This window comes from Marinobacter sp. E2 (genome assembly GCF_055755345.1).
This window is the reverse complement of record NZ_CM146911.1, coordinates 1,948,909-1,966,192: the sequence shown is the minus strand read 5'-3', so window position 1 is coordinate 1,966,192 and position 17,284 is coordinate 1,948,909. Positions and strand designations below refer to the sequence as shown.

General features: G+C 58.8%; 20 protein-coding genes and 1 tRNA gene. 5 read left to right on the top strand and 16 right to left on the bottom strand.

Annotated elements, in window-relative coordinates; translation table 11 throughout:
- Nucleotides 1-32: 32 nt before the first annotated feature.
- On the bottom strand, nucleotides 33-3,731 hold the full coding sequence (gene metH / locus AC0J1C_RS09005) for a methionine synthase (RefSeq protein ID WP_473043532.1): 3,699 nt from the start codon (nucleotides 3,729-3,731) through the stop codon (nucleotides 33-35).
- Nucleotides 3,732-3,974: 243 nt separating this feature from the next.
- On the opposite strand from metH, the gene nfuA reads away from it, so the two are divergent.
- The 3 genes from nfuA (at nucleotide 3,975) to AC0J1C_RS08990 (ending at nucleotide 6,419) form a co-directional block, all read left to right on the top strand.
- Nucleotides 3,975-4,562, top strand: coding sequence for a Fe-S biogenesis protein NfuA (gene nfuA / locus AC0J1C_RS09000; RefSeq protein ID WP_375193017.1), 588 nt, complete (start codon nucleotides 3,975-3,977; stop codon nucleotides 4,560-4,562).
- 238 nt (nucleotides 4,563-4,800) lie between these two features.
- Nucleotides 4,801-5,994 (top strand): DUF445 domain-containing protein, encoded by a 1,194-nt coding sequence (locus tag AC0J1C_RS08995; RefSeq protein ID WP_375193018.1) that lies wholly within the window; start codon nucleotides 4,801-4,803, stop codon nucleotides 5,992-5,994.
- Between the two features lie 56 nt (nucleotides 5,995-6,050).
- The gene (locus AC0J1C_RS08990; RefSeq protein ID WP_473043531.1) at nucleotides 6,051-6,419 is read left to right on the top strand and encodes a hypothetical protein; all 369 of its coding nucleotides are present in this window, start codon (nucleotides 6,051-6,053) and stop codon (nucleotides 6,417-6,419) included.
- Here AC0J1C_RS08990 and AC0J1C_RS08985 read toward each other — a convergent pair.
- The 5 genes from AC0J1C_RS08985 to AC0J1C_RS08965 form a co-directional block, all read right to left on the bottom strand.
- The gene (locus AC0J1C_RS08985; protein ID WP_473043530.1) at nucleotides 6,403-6,729 is read right to left on the bottom strand and encodes a TusE/DsrC/DsvC family sulfur relay protein; all 327 of its coding nucleotides are present in this window, start codon (nucleotides 6,727-6,729) and stop codon (nucleotides 6,403-6,405) included. The two genes, AC0J1C_RS08990 and AC0J1C_RS08985, sit on opposite strands and share 17 nt — an antisense overlap.
- Before the next feature lie 5 nt (nucleotides 6,730-6,734).
- Nucleotides 6,735-7,016 (bottom strand): sulfurtransferase complex subunit TusB, encoded by a 282-nt coding sequence (tusB, locus tag AC0J1C_RS08980; protein WP_473043529.1) that lies wholly within the window; start codon nucleotides 7,014-7,016, stop codon nucleotides 6,735-6,737.
- 3 nt (nucleotides 7,017-7,019) lie between these two features.
- Nucleotides 7,020-7,370: a DsrE family protein gene (locus AC0J1C_RS08975; RefSeq protein ID WP_473043528.1), complete on the bottom strand. Its 351-nt coding sequence runs from the start codon at nucleotides 7,368-7,370 to the stop codon at nucleotides 7,020-7,022.
- 2 nt (nucleotides 7,371-7,372) lie between these two features.
- On the bottom strand, nucleotides 7,373-7,789 hold the full coding sequence (tusD, locus tag AC0J1C_RS08970) for a sulfurtransferase complex subunit TusD (protein ID WP_473043527.1): 417 nt from the start codon (nucleotides 7,787-7,789) through the stop codon (nucleotides 7,373-7,375).
- A gap of 112 nt (nucleotides 7,790-7,901) precedes the next feature.
- Nucleotides 7,902-8,600: a Bax inhibitor-1/YccA family protein gene (locus AC0J1C_RS08965; RefSeq protein ID WP_375193024.1), complete on the bottom strand. Its 699-nt coding sequence runs from the start codon at nucleotides 8,598-8,600 to the stop codon at nucleotides 7,902-7,904.
- Between the two features lie 209 nt (nucleotides 8,601-8,809).
- Between AC0J1C_RS08965 and AC0J1C_RS08960 the strand changes: the two genes are divergently transcribed.
- A tRNA-Ser gene (locus tag AC0J1C_RS08960) sits at nucleotides 8,810-8,900 on the top strand.
- 83 nt (nucleotides 8,901-8,983) lie between these two features.
- On the opposite strand, the gene hemH is transcribed toward AC0J1C_RS08960, so the two are convergent.
- The 4 genes from hemH to AC0J1C_RS08940 all read right to left on the bottom strand — a co-directional run bounded on the left by hemH (nucleotide 8,984) and on the right by AC0J1C_RS08940 (nucleotide 11,526).
- Nucleotides 8,984-10,093 carry a ferrochelatase gene (hemH, locus tag AC0J1C_RS08955; RefSeq protein WP_473043525.1) on the bottom strand — a complete coding sequence of 370 codons (1,110 nt, stop codon included), beginning with the start codon at nucleotides 10,091-10,093 and terminating at the stop codon, nucleotides 8,984-8,986.
- Between the two features lie 35 nt (nucleotides 10,094-10,128).
- The gene (locus AC0J1C_RS08950; protein ID WP_473043523.1) at nucleotides 10,129-10,560 is read right to left on the bottom strand and encodes a protein tyrosine phosphatase family protein; all 432 of its coding nucleotides are present in this window, start codon (nucleotides 10,558-10,560) and stop codon (nucleotides 10,129-10,131) included.
- Between the two features lie 98 nt (nucleotides 10,561-10,658).
- Nucleotides 10,659-11,084 carry a DUF6691 family protein gene (locus tag AC0J1C_RS08945; protein ID WP_473043522.1) on the bottom strand — a complete coding sequence of 142 codons (426 nt, stop codon included), beginning with the start codon at nucleotides 11,082-11,084 and terminating at the stop codon, nucleotides 10,659-10,661.
- Between the two features lie 4 nt (nucleotides 11,085-11,088).
- The gene (locus tag AC0J1C_RS08940; RefSeq protein ID WP_473043521.1) at nucleotides 11,089-11,526 is read right to left on the bottom strand and encodes a YeeE/YedE family protein; all 438 of its coding nucleotides are present in this window, start codon (nucleotides 11,524-11,526) and stop codon (nucleotides 11,089-11,091) included.
- 348 nt (nucleotides 11,527-11,874) lie between these two features.
- Between AC0J1C_RS08940 and AC0J1C_RS08935 the strand changes: the two genes are divergently transcribed.
- On the top strand, nucleotides 11,875-12,291 hold the full coding sequence (locus AC0J1C_RS08935; protein WP_375193931.1) for a phasin family protein: 417 nt from the start codon (nucleotides 11,875-11,877) through the stop codon (nucleotides 12,289-12,291).
- Nucleotides 12,292-12,303: 12 nt separating this feature from the next.
- Here AC0J1C_RS08935 and AC0J1C_RS08930 read toward each other — a convergent pair whose 3' ends face one another.
- From AC0J1C_RS08930 to AC0J1C_RS08905, 6 genes are all read right to left on the bottom strand, one after another.
- Nucleotides 12,304-12,933 (bottom strand): TetR/AcrR family transcriptional regulator, encoded by a 630-nt coding sequence (locus AC0J1C_RS08930; protein ID WP_473043520.1) that lies wholly within the window; start codon nucleotides 12,931-12,933, stop codon nucleotides 12,304-12,306.
- 17 nt (nucleotides 12,934-12,950) lie between these two features.
- On the bottom strand, nucleotides 12,951-13,763 hold the full coding sequence (gene xthA, locus AC0J1C_RS08925) for an exodeoxyribonuclease III (RefSeq protein ID WP_473043519.1): 813 nt from the start codon (nucleotides 13,761-13,763) through the stop codon (nucleotides 12,951-12,953).
- A gap of 81 nt (nucleotides 13,764-13,844) precedes the next feature.
- A complete protein-coding gene (locus tag AC0J1C_RS08920) occupies nucleotides 13,845-14,597 on the bottom strand; it encodes a hypothetical protein (protein WP_473043518.1) in 753 nt (250 codons plus the stop codon).
- Nucleotides 14,594-15,115: a DUF2878 domain-containing protein gene (locus tag AC0J1C_RS08915; RefSeq protein WP_375193935.1), complete on the bottom strand. Its 522-nt coding sequence runs from the start codon at nucleotides 15,113-15,115 to the stop codon at nucleotides 14,594-14,596. Before AC0J1C_RS08915 ends, AC0J1C_RS08920 begins: the two co-directional genes overlap by 4 nt.
- On the bottom strand, nucleotides 15,112-16,386 hold the full coding sequence (locus tag AC0J1C_RS08910; protein ID WP_473043517.1) for a class I SAM-dependent methyltransferase: 1,275 nt from the start codon (nucleotides 16,384-16,386) through the stop codon (nucleotides 15,112-15,114). The genes AC0J1C_RS08915 and AC0J1C_RS08910 overlap by 4 nt, the downstream gene beginning before the upstream one ends.
- The gene (locus tag AC0J1C_RS08905; protein WP_473043516.1) at nucleotides 16,374-17,282 is read right to left on the bottom strand and encodes a DUF1365 domain-containing protein; all 909 of its coding nucleotides are present in this window, start codon (nucleotides 17,280-17,282) and stop codon (nucleotides 16,374-16,376) included. Before AC0J1C_RS08905 ends, AC0J1C_RS08910 begins: the two co-directional genes overlap by 13 nt.
- Between the last annotated feature and the right edge of the window lie 2 nt (nucleotides 17,283-17,284).

Here is a 17,284-nt window from a genome sequence, read left to right as displayed (position 1 = left end):
GTTCCTCTTTCTGGTTTCCCGATCTAACCCTTCTATTCAGCGGGATCGTAAGCCAGGCTGGGAGCCAGCCAGCGCTCGGCGTCGGCCTTTGAGACGCCCTTGCGTTTAGCATAGTCCTCAACCTGGTCTGCGCCAATCTTGCCCACGGCGAAATACTTGGAGTCCGGGTGGGCGAAATACCAGCCAGATACGGCGGCGGCCGGGAACATGGCGAAATGCTCTGTCAGCTCGATACCGGCATTCTCGGTGGCCTGCAGGAGACTGAACAGGGTTGCTTTCTCGGTGTGGTCCGGGCAGGCCGGGTAGCCTGGCGCAGGACGGATACCGCGGTACCGCTCCTTGATCAGATCCTCGTTTGCGAGCTGCTCTTCGTTGGCGTAACCCCAGAACTCCTTGCGGACCCGCTCGTGCATGCGCTCGGCGAAGGCTTCTGCCAGACGGTCGGCAAGGGCTTTTACCATGATGGCGTTGTAGTCATCGTTGGCGTCCTTGAATTCCACAGAGAACTCTTCAGCGCCAATGCCGGTGGTCACCGCAAAACCGCCGACGTAATCCAGGGTGTCCGTGTCCTCCCGGGCAACAAAGTCCGAGAGCGCCATCATTGGCTTGCCGGGTGCCTTGTCGTCCTGCTGACGCAGGTGGTGCAGGGTGGTGAGCTCCTTACTCCGGCTGTCGTCGGTATAAAGCACGATGTCGTCCCCGCGCCGATTCGCCGGCCAGAAACCGATGACGCCACGGGCAGTGACCCGCTTCTCGTCGATCATCCGCCTCAGGATTTTCTGGGCGTCGTCGAACAGGTTCCGGGCCGCCTCGCCGCGCTTGGGGTCGTCAAAAATAGCCGGGTATTTTCCGGAAATGTCCCAGGACAGGAAAAAGGGCGTCCAGTCGATGTAGTCGACCAGCTCTTCCAGGTCATATTCCTCAAACACCCGAACGCCGGTAAAGGCCGGCTTGGGAGGCTGGTAACCCTCAAAGGCGATCTCCGGCGCACGTTCGCGGGCTTCCTTCAGCGATACCAGCTTGGTGCGCTCGCCCCGGTTCTTGCGCCGTTCCCGTATCTCGTCGTATTCGGTGCGGGCCGCGCTGACAAAGTCGGGCTTGGCGGTCTTGCTGAGTAGCTGCGACGCCACATTCACGCAGCGCGAGGCGTCCGAGACGTACAGGGCAATGTCGTTCTTGTACTGGGGCTCAATCTTGACCGCCGTGTGCGCCTTGGAGGTGGTGGCGCCGCCGATCATCAGCGGGATGTTGAAATCGAGCCGCTGCATTTCACGGGCCACGTGCACCATCTCGTCCAGGGAAGGGGTGATCAGTCCGCTCAGACCGATCAGATCGACATTGTGCTCTTTAGCGGCGTCCAGGATCTTGTCGCAGGGCACCATTACGCCCAGGTCGATTACTTCGTAGTTGTTGCACTGCAGCACCACGCCGACGATGTTCTTGCCGATGTCGTGGACATCGCCCTTCACCGTGGCCATCAGGATCTTGCCCTTGGCCTGCTGGCCTTCGGTTTTCTCGGCCTCAATATAGGGGATCAGATGGGCGACCGCCTGCTTCATGACGCGGGCACTTTTCACCACCTGCGGCAGGAACATCTTGCCGTCGCCGAACAGGTCGCCGACCACGTTCATGCCATCCATCAGAGGCCCTTCGATCACCTCGATCGGGTGGTCTGCATTCTGCCGACACGCCTCGGTATCCTCGATGATGTAGGTGGTGATGCCTTTTACCAGGGCATGCTCGAGACGTTTCTCGACTGGCCACTCACGCCAGGCGAGGTCTTCCTCCTGGGTCTTGCCGCCTTTGCCCTTGTATCGCTCTGCGATCTCCAGCAGGCGGTCAGTGGCATCGCCGCGCCGGTTCAGGACGACGTCTTCCACCAGCTCTTTGAGTTCCGGGTCAATCTCGTCGTAGATCACCAACTGGCCGGGGTTGACGATGCCCATGTTCATGCCGGCCTTGATGGCGTGATACAGGAACACCGAATGAATGGCCTCGCGGACCACGTCGTTGCCACGGAACGAGAAGGACACGTTACTTACGCCGCCGGAGATGGAGGCGTGGGGGAGGTTCTCCCGGATCCAACGGGTGGCGTTGATAAAGTCCACCGCGTAGTTGTTGTGCTCTTCGATGCCGGTGGCAATGGCGAAGATGTTCGGGTCGAAGATGATGTCGGCTGGATTGAAACCAATGCCCGTGAGCACCTCGTAGGAGCGCTTGCAGATCTCCGTCTTGCGCTCGTAGGTGTCGGCCTGGCCCTTTTCGTCAAACGCCATGACCACAACCGCGGCGCCGTAGCGCATGCAGTCGCGGGCGCGCTTGATGAACTCTTCCTCGCCTTCCTTGAGACTGATGGAGTTGACGACGGCCTTGCCCTGGATGCAGCGCAGGCCGGCCTCAATCACATCCCATTTGGAGGAATCGATCATGATGGGCACTTTGGAGATGTCCGGCTCCGAGGCTACCAGGTTCAGGAACGTGACCATCACTTCCTTGGACTCCAGCATGCCCTCGTCCATGTTGATATCAATGATCTGGGCGCCGTTCTCCACCTGATCGCGCGCAACGCTCAGGGCCTCTTCGTACTGTTCCTCCTTGATCAGCCGAAGGAAGCGCTTGGAGCCGGTCACGTTGGTGCGCTCACCGACGTTGATGAACAGCACGTTGTCGTCGCCGGTGAATGGCTCAAGGCCAGACAGGCGCAGGGCCTTGGGGCGTTCGGGAATTTTCCGGGGCGGATATTTGGCCACGGCTTTTGCGATGGCTTCGATATGGTCCGGTCGTGAACCGCAGCAGCCGCCGATGATGTTCAGGAAGCCGTCCCGGGCAAACCCCTCAATAATCTCGGCCATCTCCTCCGGCGTCTGGTCGTACTCGCCGAATTCATTGGGCAGGCCGGCGTTGGGGTGGGCACTGACGTAGGTTTCTGCCTTGTTCGACAGCTCTTCGACGTAGGGGCGCAGGGCATCGGCGCCCAGGGCGCAGTTCAGGCCCACGGAAATGGGTTTGGCGTGGGCGACGGAGTTCCAGAAGGCTTCGGTGGTCTGGCCAGACAGGGTGCGGCCAGAGGCATCGGTAATGGTGCCGGAGATCATGATCGGCAGCTCGGTACCGCTGTCTTCGAAGTACTGCTGGGTGGCGTAGATCGCTGCCTTGGCGTTGAGGGTGTCAAAAATGGTTTCAATCAGGATCAGGTCGCAGCCGCCTTCCACCAGGCCTTCAACCGCCTCGTAATAGTTGTCTACCAGGGTCTGGAAATCGACATTGCGGTAGCCGGGGTTGTTAACGTCCGGTGAGATAGACGCGGTTCGTGACGTTGGCCCGACCGCGCCGGCAACAAAGCGTGGTTTGGCCGGATTCCGGGCGGTGTACTCGTCCGCGACCTGCCGGGCCAGCTCTGCCGCCGCCACGTTCAGCTCTTTGGCAATCACCTCAAGCCCGTAATCGGCCTGGGACAGCCGGGTGGAGTTAAAGGTGTTGGTCTCGATAATGTCCGCGCCGGCATCCAGGTAATCCGCGTGAATGTTGCGGAGCAGGGCGGGCTGGGTGAGGTTGAGCAGGTCGTTGTTGCCCTGGACCTCCTGGTCATAATCCGCAAACCGATCGCCCCGGAACGCCTGCTCATCCAGCTTCAGGTTCTGGATCATGGTGCCCATACCGCCATCCAGGATCACGATTCTTTCCTGCAGGGCCATGTGGAGCTGGTTGAGACGGGTGGTACGGTCGGTCATAGGTTTACTTCCGGGTGTCGGTTAAGGCGCTTTATCGAATATCTGTCAAAGTCAGAGGCGCGGGATCATAGCAAAAATGCCAAAGCCCGTCTTAGTACGAATGACGATTATCAATTGCTTTCCCGACATGAGCTTTCGTAGGGGAAATTCATTACGCCGGTAAAGCCCGACTATTTTACTTGGTCTTTCATGTTCCCGCGAACTCACTTAAAATGAAGTCAAACTTTCAAATGGGTTGGAAACATGGCACTGGTTACTGTGACTGATTCCGCGAGGGATTACCTCGCACAACTGATCGAAAAGCAGGACGTTGAGGGTATGGGCGTACGCATCTTTGTTACCCAGCCCGGCACCAAGCACGCAGAAACCTGTCTGGCTTACTGTCCGCCCAACGAGGTGGTACCGACTGACGAACAGTTGGATCTCGAGAAGTTCACGCTGTACCTGGATCACAACTCGGTGCCGTTCCTGGAGGAAGCCTACGTGGATTACTCCAAGGATCAGATGGGCGGCCAACTGACCATCAAGGCCCCGAACGCCAAGGTGCCGAAGATCGACGACGATGCACCGCTACCGGATCGCGTTAACTACGTGCTGGCGTCCGAGATCAATCCCAACCTGGCCGCGCACGGCGGCGATGTGTCCCTGGTGGAAATCGTTGACGAGTCGGTTGCGGTTCTGCGATTTGGTGGTGGCTGCCAGGGCTGTTCTGCCGTCAGTCTGACCCTCAAACAGGGCGTCGAGTCCACTCTCAAGGAGCGGGTTCCGGAAATTACCGCGGTACGAGACGTTACCGACCACTCCTACACTGAGAACGCTTACTACCAGTAATCGGTTTCTCTTCGCCGATCGCGCCCGCGGAGGGCGCGATGCCGGCGCCCATCCGCGTTAAAGTTCACGGCTATCTGCCGCAATTCCCGTCTGTTACTGGCTGCACGGCCAATGTTGTGACTTTTCAATTACTTCATCATGCGTCACATAAACAGAAACGGCAGACGGTTACCATGCGGTCTGTCCTGGCTGGCCGTTGAGTGGCCGAACCGATTTCATTCTCAGACCGGGGTCAAACTTGTTCGACGCTGCACTTCTTTCCGTGCCCATCATGGCGGCCGTGGTCGGTTGGCTCACCAACTGGCTGGCCATCCAGATGTCGTTCTATCCGGTCCAGTTCGTTGGCGTTGGATTGATCGGCTGGCAGGGCGTTATTCCCCGCAAGGCCGAGAAAATGGCCCACATCTGCATCGATCGCACGCTGCAGCAGTTCGGGGATCTGAATGCGGTTTACCGGCAGCTCGAGCCCCAGCGCATCGTTGAGCAGGTTATTTCCCAGGTAACCCCAAGGATGGACGAGTACATTGATGAAGTGATGTACGAGATCCAGCCGGTGCTGTGGGACAACCTGCCGCTCTTCGTCCGGAACCGCATCTACCAGTGGGCACGGGAGCAGCTACCCTCCCGTGTCGAGGAACTGGTGGAGGATTTCGGAGATGACCTGAACGAACTCGTCGACCTCAAGGCGCTGCTCAGCCGGGAGCTGGAGCGGCATCCGGATATCATGAACCGGATTTTCAAGCAGGCGGGTGCCGTAGAGCTGCAATCGGTCATCCGCCGCGGTGCGGTGATCGGCGGCCTTCTCGGGGCATTGCTGGTGCCGCTGTGGACCCGTTTTCCCGAACCGTGGCTGTTGCCGGTGGGTGGTTTTGTCGTGGGCTTCGTCACCAACTGGATTGCCATCAACCTGATTTTCGCTCCGCTCAAACCGCGCCGTATTCTGTTCTGGAAACTCCAGGGCCTTTTCCTGCGCCGGCAGTCGGAGATCAGCGATATCTGGGCGAAGCTGGTTGCCGAAGAGCTGATTACCGTCGAGAAAGTCGCCGATGCCATGATTAACGGCAAGCACGGCGATCGCACCAGGGCGATCATCCAGAAGCATCTCAGGCCTCTGCTCGACAATTCCGTGGTGATGAAGCTAACGGCCCAGGTAACTGTGGGTATGACAGGCTACACCGAGCTGAAAAAGGTGATGAACCAGAAGGCCGTGCTGGCTACCCGAGACGTGTTCAGCGACCCGGCCTTCAACCGCGAGCGGGCGCCGGTGGTGGCCTCTGTCCTTGCCAGCCAGATGAAGGCCCTCAAGCCTCACGAGTTCCAGGATATCCTTCGCCCGGCGTTCCGTGAGGAGGAGGTCCAGTTGATGGTTGTGGGCGGTATTCTCGGCGCCCTGGCCGGTCTTCTACAGTTCGCATCTCTGTCGGTTCTGTGATCGGTTGTTTCAGAGGTCGCAGTACTGGCTGATTTACACATTGAGGAGGAGGCACTATGTCTTTCTGGACGATGCTGACAATACAGATAGTGGCCACAGCGGGCGTGGTTCTGATGACGCTCTGGGGGTTCTGGCGGCTGGTGGTCAGGCCCTATCTGGACCAGAAGGTGGCGTCTCTGATTGAAGCCGGGCAGGCCATAGAGCCGGCGGTGTCGCGGGGCGTAAAGAAGGGCGTGGCCGAGAGTCTCCGAGAACTGCCAGAAACCGCCTGGGACGGCACCGTGAAGGAATCCACGCGCCAGTTTCTGAAGTTCGGCTCGGGGCTCTTTGAGAACGGACTGAGCAGTTTTCTCGGATCGGCGGCCGACCTTGAGCGGAGCCGGAGCGACGCCCGGACCGCGGGAGAGTCTACAGGCAGTTCGTAGGCCGGGGCAGGCCGGCGATCCTGCAGGCTGTTTTGGCCGGCGTACCCGGGAACAGCTGCATCAGGTAGATGCTGTTGCCCCGGTCTTCGCCCAGCGCTTCCTTGACCGCCTTCACGAATAGTCGGTTTGATGGCGGTGACATCTCATGCTCTTTGTAAAAATCCCTCAGGAAGTGCAAGATTTCCCAGTGTTTTTCGTTCAACGAAAGGCCATCCTCTGAGGCAATGACTTCCGCAACCTGCTCATCCCAGGCGTACGCATCCTCAAGAAAGCCCTCGTTGTTGCGCTGTGGCATCGTTGGGTTCGTCATAGGCCTTACCAGCTGATTACCCGTTTTGCCGCCAGTGATAGCGATACCATGTCGCTGTAATCCACCGCTTTCATCTGTTTGGTGTCCACCCGTAGCCCGCGGGCCTGAATATCCGGCGCCAATGCGAACAGCTGACACGTGGCTGGCACGCCCTGGGTGGCGAGGAGCAGGGTGCCGTTTTCAATCATAAGCAGGGCATCTTCCGGCGCCAGCGCCGCAAGGCATTGTGCGGTGCGGGGATGCTCCGGGGCTTTGTTCAGAATGTGCAGGGTTGGATACTCGGCCATGGTTTAACCTGCGAACGCTGTGTGATCGTATTGTCGGTACAGGTCCGGACACTGGTCCACCAGGGTGACGCCTGCGATCAACGACGCCTCACTCAGGCCGTAGCGAGCGCAGGCCGAGCGGTCAGCCATGATCGCTTCAATACCGAACACCGGTGCTGCGGCCAGGTTCTTTTCCACGGTTTTCTGGCCGATTTCTGATGCCTGCTGAGCCTTCCGGAGCCAGTTCACGCCAGGCCCGGTGAAGAGCAAGGCCGCCTCCTGGTCAAAGGCCGCCAGTGAAAACGTCATATCCAGTGCCTCTCGGCCAGCCCAACTGCCGTAGGGTGCCTGGTCGATTACGATCAGCGTGCTCATGGTCAGCTCCCGCCGTGGAAATAGAGTGTGCGCGTGGACTTGATGCGGCCTTCAACCCACTCCCCGAGACCGGCAATCTGGAACGGGGAGAGCAGGTTGTGGGAGGAAAGCTCGTATCTCAGCTGTTCCGACTCATCCACCAGGCCACGACGCAACGCTGAAGCGATACAGGCAATGCCCGGAATTTCCTGCGCCTGCAGGAAGCTCGCCCACTCCCTGGGCCAGTGGGTTTCGTCGGATGGAGGTGTACTGAGCGCCGAGGCCAGATGTACGCCTTCGCCATACAGAAAAACCCGGTCTATCCGGTGGCCCGCCTCCAGCGCTGCCCGGGCAAAGGCCAGGGCGGTCTGGGGCGCCTGTGACGCGTAAGGCGCACCGGTAATTACCAGGGTGAAGGAGTCGCGATCAGTGGCGGCCATGATTACCGTTCTTTGGGTTCGGGGCGTGGATCGGGGTTCGAGGCTTTCAGTGTACCTAAAGCAAAAGCCCCGGCAACTGCCGGGGCTCGTATGCGAGGCCGATGAGCCTGTCTCAGTCTTCGCCGCTGAAGGCAGAGAGCAGGTGCAGCAGGCTCACAAAGAGATTGTAGATGGACACGTACAGGCCAACGGTGGCGATAATGTAATTGCGCTCGCCGCCCTTGATGATCTGGCTGGTCTCGAAAAGGATCATGATGGAGGCAAAGATTGTAAAGCCTGCGGAAACAGCCAGATGCAGCGCTGAACTCTCCATAATGAAGGCCAGTACCATGGCGCCGATCAGCACGAACGCGCCGGCGGTCAGGAAGCTGGACATGAAGCTGAAGTCTTTCTTGGTGATGATCGCGGTGGCGGACAGACCCACGAAAGCAACAGCGGTGAGGGTCAGCGCCTGAGCGACGATCTGGGAAGCTCCAGCGGCCACGAACGCGCCAATGATCGGCCCAAGGGTGTAGCCCATGAAACCGGTGAGTGCGAAGGTGGTCAGGATGCCCCAGGGGCTATTCTTCAGTTTGTAGGTGGCGAACAGCAGGCCAATGTATCCCACAATGGTGATCAGGAAGCCCGGATGGGTTCCGTTCATGTTCAGGAACGCGGTGAGTGCCGAAAAGGCGAGGGTCATGCCAAGGAGCATGTAGGTGTTACGCAACACCTTCATGGCATCATCGCTGATACCCGCGGTCGCGCGTTCGGTCTGGGGAGTTGAATAGGCTCCCTGAGAGTTCTGAACGCCGAATCGTCTGTCTTCCATTGTCATCTCCGTTTATAACGACTGGATACTGATTCCCATCATAATGTCAGATACGCAACTTTCAATCATTTACGACAGGAAACTTGTTCCCGGATTCCATTAAAAACCGTTAATGTTGAAAAATACGGGGGGTTTTATGCAGAGCGTTGACAGCACAGGCAATTCCGGTATCATGCACACCGCTGTCGCAACGGTAGCAATGGAAAAACGGTGGGCTGGCAGAGTGGCTGAATGCAGCGGTCTTGAAAACCGCCGAGGGTTAGTAGCCCTCCCGGGGTTCGAATCCCTGGCCCACCGCCATTTTTCCTTTCTTCCTCTCCAGATTCCCCGAATTCCCCAAACCCTGCAGTAGATGATGCCCAAAGACGGCGGCCGAACCGGAATCAGAGATCCCGGCCCGGATAGGTCAGGTCTTTCTGCGCATCGGCGCGCTGCTGTCGCGCTGACAGATCTTCCGGTTCGTTAGCAGGCTTCTGCCAGCCCTGCAGGTTTTCCTCAATCAGTTGCACCAGGGCGTCAATGTGTCCGGGTGTGGCATTGAGAGCCGTGATGTAACTGAACGCTTCCCCGCCGGCTTCCATGAAGTATTCCCGATTTTCTTCGTTGATCTCCTCGATCGTTTCCAGGCAGTCCGAGGAAAAACCCGGGCAGAACACGTCGATCGACTTGGTGCCCTGGCCGGGGAGCGCCTTGAGGGTCTCGTCAGTGTAGGGTTTCAGCCACTCTTCCTTGCCAAATCGGGACTGGAAGGTGGTCAGGTAGTCTTCCCGTCCCAGACCAAGGCGTTCGGCCAGCAGCCGCGAGGTCTTGTGGCATTCGCAATGGTAGGGGTCGCCTTTGGTCAGGTATTTCAGCGGCACCCCGTGATAGGAGAATACCAGCTTCTGGTTGCGTCCGTGGTTGGCCCAGTGCGCCTCGATATGGCGGGCCATGGCCTCGATGTAAGGCGGGTAGTCAGGGTAGTGAGAGACAAACCTGAAATCCGGGAGCCAGCGACGCTTGCTGAAATCCTTTGCAATGGCATCGAACGTAGAAGCCGAGGTAGACGCCGAATACTGGGGGTAGAGGGGCAGCACCAGCAATTTCCGGACACCTTGCTCCTGCATCTCGTCCAGAACCCGTGGTATGGATGGATTGCCATAGCGCATGGCAAAACCCACCACCACGTCGGGGCCATACTTGGCCTTGAGGGCCTCCCGGATACCTTCTGCCTGTTTGGCCGTGTGAATGAGCAGCGGCGACCCATCCGGCTGCCATACGCCGGCATAAGCCTGAGCACTGCGCCTCGGCCTGATGCGCAGAATCACCCCGTGCAGGATCAGCCACCAGAGCGGGCGGGGCAGCTCAACCACCCGTGGGTCCGATAGAAATTCAGCGAGGTACCGACGCAGGGCCGAGGTTGTTGGCGCATCCGGCGTGCCCAGGTTGGTAACCAGCACCCCGAGTCGTTCGGGCTGGTTGTGGCTGAAGTTCTCGGAACCTTTATATCGCATGTGGTTGATCCTGACCGTGGTTAGCTCTTGGGATGTCAGTCCTGCCTGGACGCCTGTTGGGCCATGCGGGGCGCCAGACCAGCGATATCATACCCGGCGCCGCGAGCCTTGGTGAAAATCTCGTTGGCGGGGGTGTGGCGGGCCGCGCTCAGAGCCCACAGAACCGTGCAGCGGGTGCCTGACCGACAAAAGGCCAGTACGGGCTTCTCGGCGTCACGGATCATTGGGGCGAAGCGGTCCACGTCCTGATCGGTGATGTTGCCGGACTCGACCGGCATGTATACCCAGTTGAGGCCATGGTTGCGGGCGGCGGCTTCCAGTTCGGACATCGGCGGCTGGCCGGGTTCCTCATGATCAGGTCGGTTGGCCACCAGGGTTCGGAAGCCGAGGCGCGCGGCCTCGGCCACGTCGTCTACCGAAATCTGGGGGGCTACGGAAAGGGTGTCGTCAATTTTTCGGGGATCCATCGGGTGTCCTCGTCGGGTTGGGCCACGGGAATGCAGGCATGATCGCATACCGCGGCCGCTGTTTCAGGCTGATGGCGAAGAAAGGTATCAGAAATCGGTCAGGCTTTCGCGCGCTGCCGCTCGATCAGTTCAAACAGCGCCATGCCGGCCACCATGGCAGCCACAAACACCACCGCTTTGGCTTCGCCGGCTCCCAGTGCCACCAGTCCGGGGCCAGGGCAGAATCCGGCGATTCCCCAGCCCACACCGAAGGTGAGTCCACCAACCACCAGGCGCTTGTCGACTTTGGTGCTGGAGGGAAGCTTCATGCTGAAACCGAGGAACGTCAGCGTGCGCCGGCGCGCCATGGTAAAGGCAAAGATACCCACCAGAATGGCGCCAGCCATTACCAGGGCAAGGGAAGGATCCCACTGGCCCGCGATATCGAGAAAATCCAGTACCTTTTCGGGGTTGGCCATGCCGGATACCAGCAGGCCGACCCCGAAGATCAGACCGGCGAACAGTGAAGCAAGTGTGTATTTCATGGCATCAGACTCCCAACAGATGGCGGATCACATAAACGGTGACGAAACCGGCACCCATAAAGCTGGCGGTGGCCGCCAGTGACCGCACGGATAATCTAGACAGCCCGCATACACCGTGGCCACTGGTGCAGCCGGAGCCGTAGCGGGTGCCTATGCCCACGAGCAAACCGGCAATGATCACAGCGGGATAGCCCGCCTCAATCCGGATCGGGGGCAGGTCGGCAACGAGGAGCCAGAGCAGGGGGGCACCAACAAGCCCGCCAAGGAAGGCGAGGCGCCAGAGGATATCGTCCTTTGCCGGCGTAAGAAGCCCGCCAAGAATACCGCTGATGCCGGCAATACGGCCATTGAGCAGGATGAAGCTGGCGGCCGCCAGGCCAATCAGAATGCTGCCGCCGAGGGCGGACCAGGGCGTGAAATTGTTCCAGGCAATATCAATCATAGGCAAATCTCCAGAAGCGATTCCTGTCAATTATGGAATAAGCATATATCTGGAGGCAATATTGCCAAAAAAAAGCCCGGCAAAATTGCCGGGCAGAGGCGTGCGAGTAGTATCCATGAAAGACTTCCAGACAAACCGACATCAGCAGGGATGTCGGTACAGGGAAGTATTGACTATATTTTGAACACTTCAAGCGAGAGCCGGATTCGTTTGAAAACATTTTTTCATATCGAATGCGTCTTTATACTGCGGCCTTTCACTGCGCGCGTCTCAGGCCGACTGAAATCCGCAGAGACCTGTAATACAATGGCCGGTGTCACAGAAAGATTCCCACCCCGAGGTTGTTGTATGTCTGACGAAAGCGACAAAAAACCGGAAAACGATCCGCAGCTGGCGGCAAAAATCAAGGATTCCGCCCGCCAGATCTGGCTTGCGGGTCTGGGAGCCTATACCAAGGCAGAAGAAGACACCGGGCGCTTTTTTGATCGGCTTGTTCAGGAAGGCGAACAACTGGAAAGCAAAACGCGGGGCGTGGTCGAAAAACAGATCAAGTCCGTGGAAGACCGGGTGGAAGGTGTTCGCGAGCGGGCGACGGGCACCTGGGATCGCCTTGAACACATGTTCGATGAGAGAGTGTCCGGGGCGCTCAAACGTCTGGGCATTCATCGTCGGGAAGAAATCGAATCCCTGGAGCGTCGCATCGAAGCCCTGGAGGCGGAACTGTCCAGACTGAAGGACAGGGCAGGCGACGACGAAGAGGAATAGGAGTAGCCCGCCTTACAGATAATCCCGGCTCATCAGACGAGCCTCTTCCCGTTGTTCAGGCGCCAGGTAAGGCAAAACCAGATGCATCATCTGGTACACGCCGCGGCCGGGATTGACAGATTCCCGGTCGTCCAGATGGGAGAGGGTATCGAAGGCACTCCAGTAACATGCTGTCAGGGTGAGCTGTTCACACAGGGAATCCAGTTCCTCCGGCTCGATGGACATCATCCCCTGGCGCCGGAAACTGTCGCAGATAATCCGGAATGCCAGCGCCTTTTTCTTCTGAATGCGCTTGAAGCGCACCCGCAGCTGATCGTAGCGAGCCAGCACATTGACCAGATCCTGATAGAGAAACCGATAGCGCGCGACCGTCTCGAACAGCAAATGCAGGAAAAAACCCTGCTGGTCCAGGGTGATATCGGCATCTTCAGGCACCCCGAGTAGATCCATCATTTCCCGTTCGTACTCGTCGAACAGTTCCTCGACGATATCGCCCTTGCTCTTGAAATGGTAATAGAGGTTGCCGGGACTGATATCCAGCTCATCGGAAATCAGCAGAGTGGTGACATTGGGTTCGCCGACGCTGTTAAACAGCGCCAGGCTGGTCTGGAGGATACGGTCGCGGGTTTTGAGTTTTTTCATGTCGCGCCGGGCAATGTTCAGAGCTCGAAGCTCGCCCAGACAGGACAATGGTCGGACGGCCGCTCCATGGCCCGGATATCGTAGGAAACGCCAGACTGTCTGGCCTTCGGCAGCAGGCTGTCGCTGGCCATGATCAGATCAATACGCAGGCCGCGCTTGGGGTCCCGCTCGAAGCCCTTGCTGCGGTAATCGAACCAGCTGAAGGTGTCTGCCTCTTCCGGATGCAGGTGACGGAAGACATCGGTATAGCCAAGCGCCTCAACCTGGGCCAGCCACTCCCGTTCCTCGGGCAGGAAAGAGCATTTGCCGGAGCGTAACCAGCGCTTGGCGTTGTCGGCACCGATGCCGATGTCGCGGTCTGTGGGAGAGATATTCATGTCGCCCATTACCACAACGTAGCCGCCGGCCTTGTTCAGTTCGTCGAGGTAGCGCATCAGGTCGGCGTAAAACTTTTCCTTGGCGGGAAATTTCACCGGGTGGTCCCGGCTCTCACCCTGGGGAAAGTACCCGTTCACCACCGTGAGCCGCTCGCCATTGACGCTGAACTGCCCGGTGATCAGGCGCCGCTGTGAGTCCTCCCCGTCCCAGGGATAGCCCTTCTGTACATGCTCGGGTTCGGATTTCGAAAGCAGGGCAACGCCGTAATGGGTTTTCTGTCCATGGAAGTGCACGTGATAGCCGAGTTCGCGCACGGCCTCTGCCGGAAAGTCCTCGTCCTGGACCTTGGTTTCCTGAAGCCCGATTACATCTGGTGAGAAGGTTTCAATTACGGCTTCGAGCTGGTGCAGGCGGGTTCGGATACTGTTGACGTTGAACGACACGAACATCATTTTAAAACACTCTCCGGCTTTGGCTTCCGCCGGAGTTTACCACAACGGCCCGGGGTTACGGCCTTGGCAGGGGAGACGGATTCACGGAGTCAGTTCACAATCCGGGTAGGTCTCAACGGAATAGCGGATGTGAGCGGTGTAGTTTTCGTCCGCGTTCTTGCGGATGTTGGTCAGGCCCAGGTAGTCCGTCAGTGCCCCGTTTTCGTTGTAACCCAGGACAATAGGGTCCACCAGGAAGCGAAGCACCATTCCGGTTGGTCGGATCTGCAGCACGTGCTTTGCCTCGATTTCCCGATTCTCGACGGGTTCCAGCACGAAAGCGTAATGTTCGCCGCGGGTGGGGGCCAGAAAGCGAAACTCGATGGACTTGCCGGCCAGCACGGCTTCCCAGTTCTGGCGAACAAAGTTATCGAAGCCCGCATCCACCACCGTCTTGTCCGTAAACGCCACCGAAAAGTTTTCGATGTCGTCGCCTGACCCTGGCGTATTCCAGCGGATGCTCAGCTGCTGCGGCTGCGGGTAACGAATCTCCATGCGCTCATTGAAGTCGGGCTGGGCAAACTCCACCGTTGGCCGGATCACCGATGTCTTATAGCCGAGATTCTTGGTCGCAAAAGGCTGGTCCGAGTCGGGCTCGAGGTAGGCAACCTCGTGCTTTACCGGCCGAAACAGGTCCCCCTCGCAGTGACCGGCTACCTGATGGCGCTCGGTATAGAGCACGGCGCCGTCATCGGCTTTGGCGGTGCCGGTAAAGCGCATGTCCGAGGCATGGGATGGAAGTGTTGCGAGCATTCCTGTAAGCCCAAATGCGGCCAGCACGGCGCGGGTGTTCATGGGACCAACTCCGGATACAGGGTTTTACGGGCGTAAAGAAGCAGGGGAAATACCACCAGCCATCCCAGCGCCAGGGCGACCAGCGACGGGGTCAGTGACGGCAATTCAACGGCACCCAATTGGCTGGCCGACCAGTAAGCGAAGGGCCCGGCGATGGGCGCCAGCACAAACGGAAGCCACGCTTTCCGGCTTACCCAGTCCAGCGAGTGGCTGAGGGTGGTCATGAAAATGGCCCAGATTGCCACCAGCCAGGGCGGCGTGAGCGCGACCTCGCCGCTGCCATCGTCCAGGATGCCCGTACGAAACCAGATGCCATCCAGTATCGAACCGGCCACGGTGCCCAGGCCGATAAACTGCAACTCCGTGAAGCGGTGCTGGCTGACCAGAGCAAAGTGCAGTGCCAGGAACAACAGTACGATGACGGCGCCGAGCAGGTTCGGGTACAAAACGCACGCGAACCACCCCGCCTGGAACAGCACGAAGTTCAAAACGTTACGAGCGGTTTCTGACGCAATCATACGCTAAGAATATTGTCACGTTTGTTGCCGGGCTTGGCGAACACCAGCTGGGATACACCAATGGCCCTTTCACTGAAGCCCGCCTCGCAGTAGGCAAAATAGAAGTGCCAGAGGCGTTCGAAGGCCTCGTCGTACCCCAGTTCAGCGAGATGCGCCCGCTGGGCCATGAACCGGTTGCACCAGTCCCTGAGCGTGCGGGCGTAATGAAAGCCGATATCCTCCGCGTGGGTCAGCACGAGATTACTTTCGTTGCGCACCGATTCGAGAATGGCCCCGAATGACGGAATAAAGCTGCCAGGAAAGATGAACCGCTGAATGAAATCGACGTTCTTGAGGGCGCGGAGGTAACGCTGCTCCGGCATGTTGATGGCCTGTACCAGCGCGAGCCCGTCGGGTTTCAGCAACGCATTGATCTGGTAGAAGTAACTGTCCAGGAACTGGGGGCCGACGGCTTCGATCATCTCGATGGAAACCAGCTTGTCGAACTGGCCCTCAAGGTCGCGGTAGTCGTCGAAAAGCAGGGTAATGCTGTCCTCCAGGCCTTCATCGTGAACGCGGGGCTTGGCCAGCTCCAACTGCTCTCGTGAGATTGTGGTGGTGGTCACGTGACAGCCATAGTGCTTGGCCGCATGGATGGCGAATCCGCCCCAGCCGGTACCGATCTCGATGACCTTGTCGCCTGGCTTCAGATCGAGCTTGCGACAGATAGTGTCGAGTTTGTGGACGGCGGCCTCTTCCAGGGTTGACTCTGCGCTAGGATAGATTGCCGACGAATACATCATGGTCGGGTCAAGGAACGCCTCGAACAGTTCATTGCCCAGATCGTAGTGGGCGCTGATGTTCTTGCGGGAACCCTCTTTGGTGTTGCGGTTCAGCCAGTGCAGGCCCTTCAGTGCGGGCTTGGTGACCCAACTGAAGCGGTCCTCGAACTGGTTCATGCGATCGACGTTGCGACTGAAGAAGCGGAGCAGGGCCACCAGGTCCGGGGTAGACCAGTCGCCAGCGACAAACGCTTCGGCCGCGCCGACACTGCCGCCGGTAAGCAGGTCGCGCCAGGTGCTGTGGTCGTGTATGTGGAGTTCTGCTGGCGGATAGTGGTTATCGCCATCGCCAAACACCAGATCGTCGAAGCCTGGCTCGCGCACAGTAAGCCGACCATCCTGCAGTAACTGCAACTGCTGGATGACCAGGGCCCGGGCGAAGCGGCTCAGCACCGGCAGGCTGCTGGCACTGGATGAGGACTTTTCAACCGAGGTATTCAGGTTCTCCATGAACTTACCCTTCCACGCGTTTGGCCACGTATCTGGCCAGGAGTCTCGTCGTTATGGTCCGGGTCGGTAACGTCCAGCCCGGCGTCGTCATGCCCCCGGCGATGGGCCGGGTCGTCTTCAGAAAGTTTGTCCGGGTGTGTGTAGAAGGGCGCGCCCTTGAGCTTCAGCTTGAGGGCATGCCAGTAGATTCCGGCGACCACCTTGAACGCTTCCAGCGGAAACTTTCGAAGACTTTTATGCACATCTTTACGAGTGAGAGGGGTGCGTTGGACTACCAGAGTGGCATCAAAATGCTTTCGTCCCTCCTCGAACACATTCATGTGAATGCGCAGCTCACGTCCCCGGAAACTGAAGGTCCATTCGTATTGCTGGTCCATACCGTTAAACGGCGACACGTGGAAGCGCTTGCTGAAACCGAACCGTTCGGTTCGCCATCCGGCCTGATTAGCCTCGCTGCCGCGGGTTTCCAGGCAGTAGACGTGGCGATCGTGCCAGGGCGTGTTGGTGATCTGCGCCACGATGACCCGGGGAACCGCGCCTGATTCCGGTCGTTCCCCCTGCTGATAGCAGAAATAGAAACTGACCGGATTGAACACGTAGCCGAAATAGCGCGGATGGGTGATCAGTTCCACTTCGCCGTCCGGTCGCCAGCCTGTGGCTCCAGCGACATGGTCGCGAATCGCTTCTGACAGAAGGCCGGCTTCCGGTCGAAAGTAGTCCTTTCGCCTGAGCGACAACCAGTTGAAACGTTCCAGGGAAAACAGGGGGCTGAGCCGGGTCACGCTGTGCCACTCATCGGTATCCAGGGCCAACATGCCGGTGCTGTAGCGGAATTCGTGTTGGACCGGGTACTTCCGTCTGTGCCGGACAGTACCCTCAAGCCACTGGCTGTTCACGG

Coding starts and splice junctions, on each gene's coding strand:
- metH (WP_473043532.1), bottom strand. CDS start 3,731: ATGACCGACCGTACCACCCGTCTCAACCAGCTCCACATGGCCCTGCAG.
- nfuA (WP_375193017.1), top strand. CDS start 3,975: ATGGCACTGGTTACTGTGACTGATTCCGCGAGGGATTACCTCGCACAA.
- AC0J1C_RS08990 (WP_473043531.1), top strand. CDS start 6,051: ATGTCTTTCTGGACGATGCTGACAATACAGATAGTGGCCACAGCGGGC.
- AC0J1C_RS08985 (WP_473043530.1), bottom strand. CDS start 6,729: ATGACGAACCCAACGATGCCACAGCGCAACAACGAGGGCTTTCTTGAG.
- tusB (WP_473043529.1), bottom strand. CDS start 7,016: ATGGCCGAGTATCCAACCCTGCACATTCTGAACAAAGCCCCGGAGCAT.
- AC0J1C_RS08975 (WP_473043528.1), bottom strand. CDS start 7,370: ATGAGCACGCTGATCGTAATCGACCAGGCACCCTACGGCAGTTGGGCT.
- tusD (WP_473043527.1), bottom strand. CDS start 7,789: ATGGCCGCCACTGATCGCGACTCCTTCACCCTGGTAATTACCGGTGCG.
- AC0J1C_RS08965 (WP_375193024.1), bottom strand. CDS start 8,600: ATGGAAGACAGACGATTCGGCGTTCAGAACTCTCAGGGAGCCTATTCA.
- hemH (WP_473043525.1), bottom strand. CDS start 10,093: ATGCGATATAAAGGTTCCGAGAACTTCAGCCACAACCAGCCCGAACGA.
- AC0J1C_RS08950 (WP_473043523.1), bottom strand. CDS start 10,560: ATGGATCCCCGAAAAATTGACGACACCCTTTCCGTAGCCCCCCAGATT.
- AC0J1C_RS08945 (WP_473043522.1), bottom strand. CDS start 11,084: ATGAAATACACACTTGCTTCACTGTTCGCCGGTCTGATCTTCGGGGTC.
- AC0J1C_RS08940 (WP_473043521.1), bottom strand. CDS start 11,526: ATGATTGATATTGCCTGGAACAATTTCACGCCCTGGTCCGCCCTCGGC.
- AC0J1C_RS08935 (WP_375193931.1), top strand. CDS start 11,875: ATGTCTGACGAAAGCGACAAAAAACCGGAAAACGATCCGCAGCTGGCG.
- AC0J1C_RS08930 (WP_473043520.1), bottom strand. CDS start 12,933: ATGAAAAAACTCAAAACCCGCGACCGTATCCTCCAGACCAGCCTGGCG.
- xthA (WP_473043519.1), bottom strand. CDS start 13,763: ATGATGTTCGTGTCGTTCAACGTCAACAGTATCCGAACCCGCCTGCAC.
- AC0J1C_RS08920 (WP_473043518.1), bottom strand. CDS start 14,597: ATGAACACCCGCGCCGTGCTGGCCGCATTTGGGCTTACAGGAATGCTC.
- AC0J1C_RS08915 (WP_375193935.1), bottom strand. CDS start 15,115: ATGATTGCGTCAGAAACCGCTCGTAACGTTTTGAACTTCGTGCTGTTC.
- AC0J1C_RS08910 (WP_473043517.1), bottom strand. CDS start 16,386: ATGGAGAACCTGAATACCTCGGTTGAAAAGTCCTCATCCAGTGCCAGC.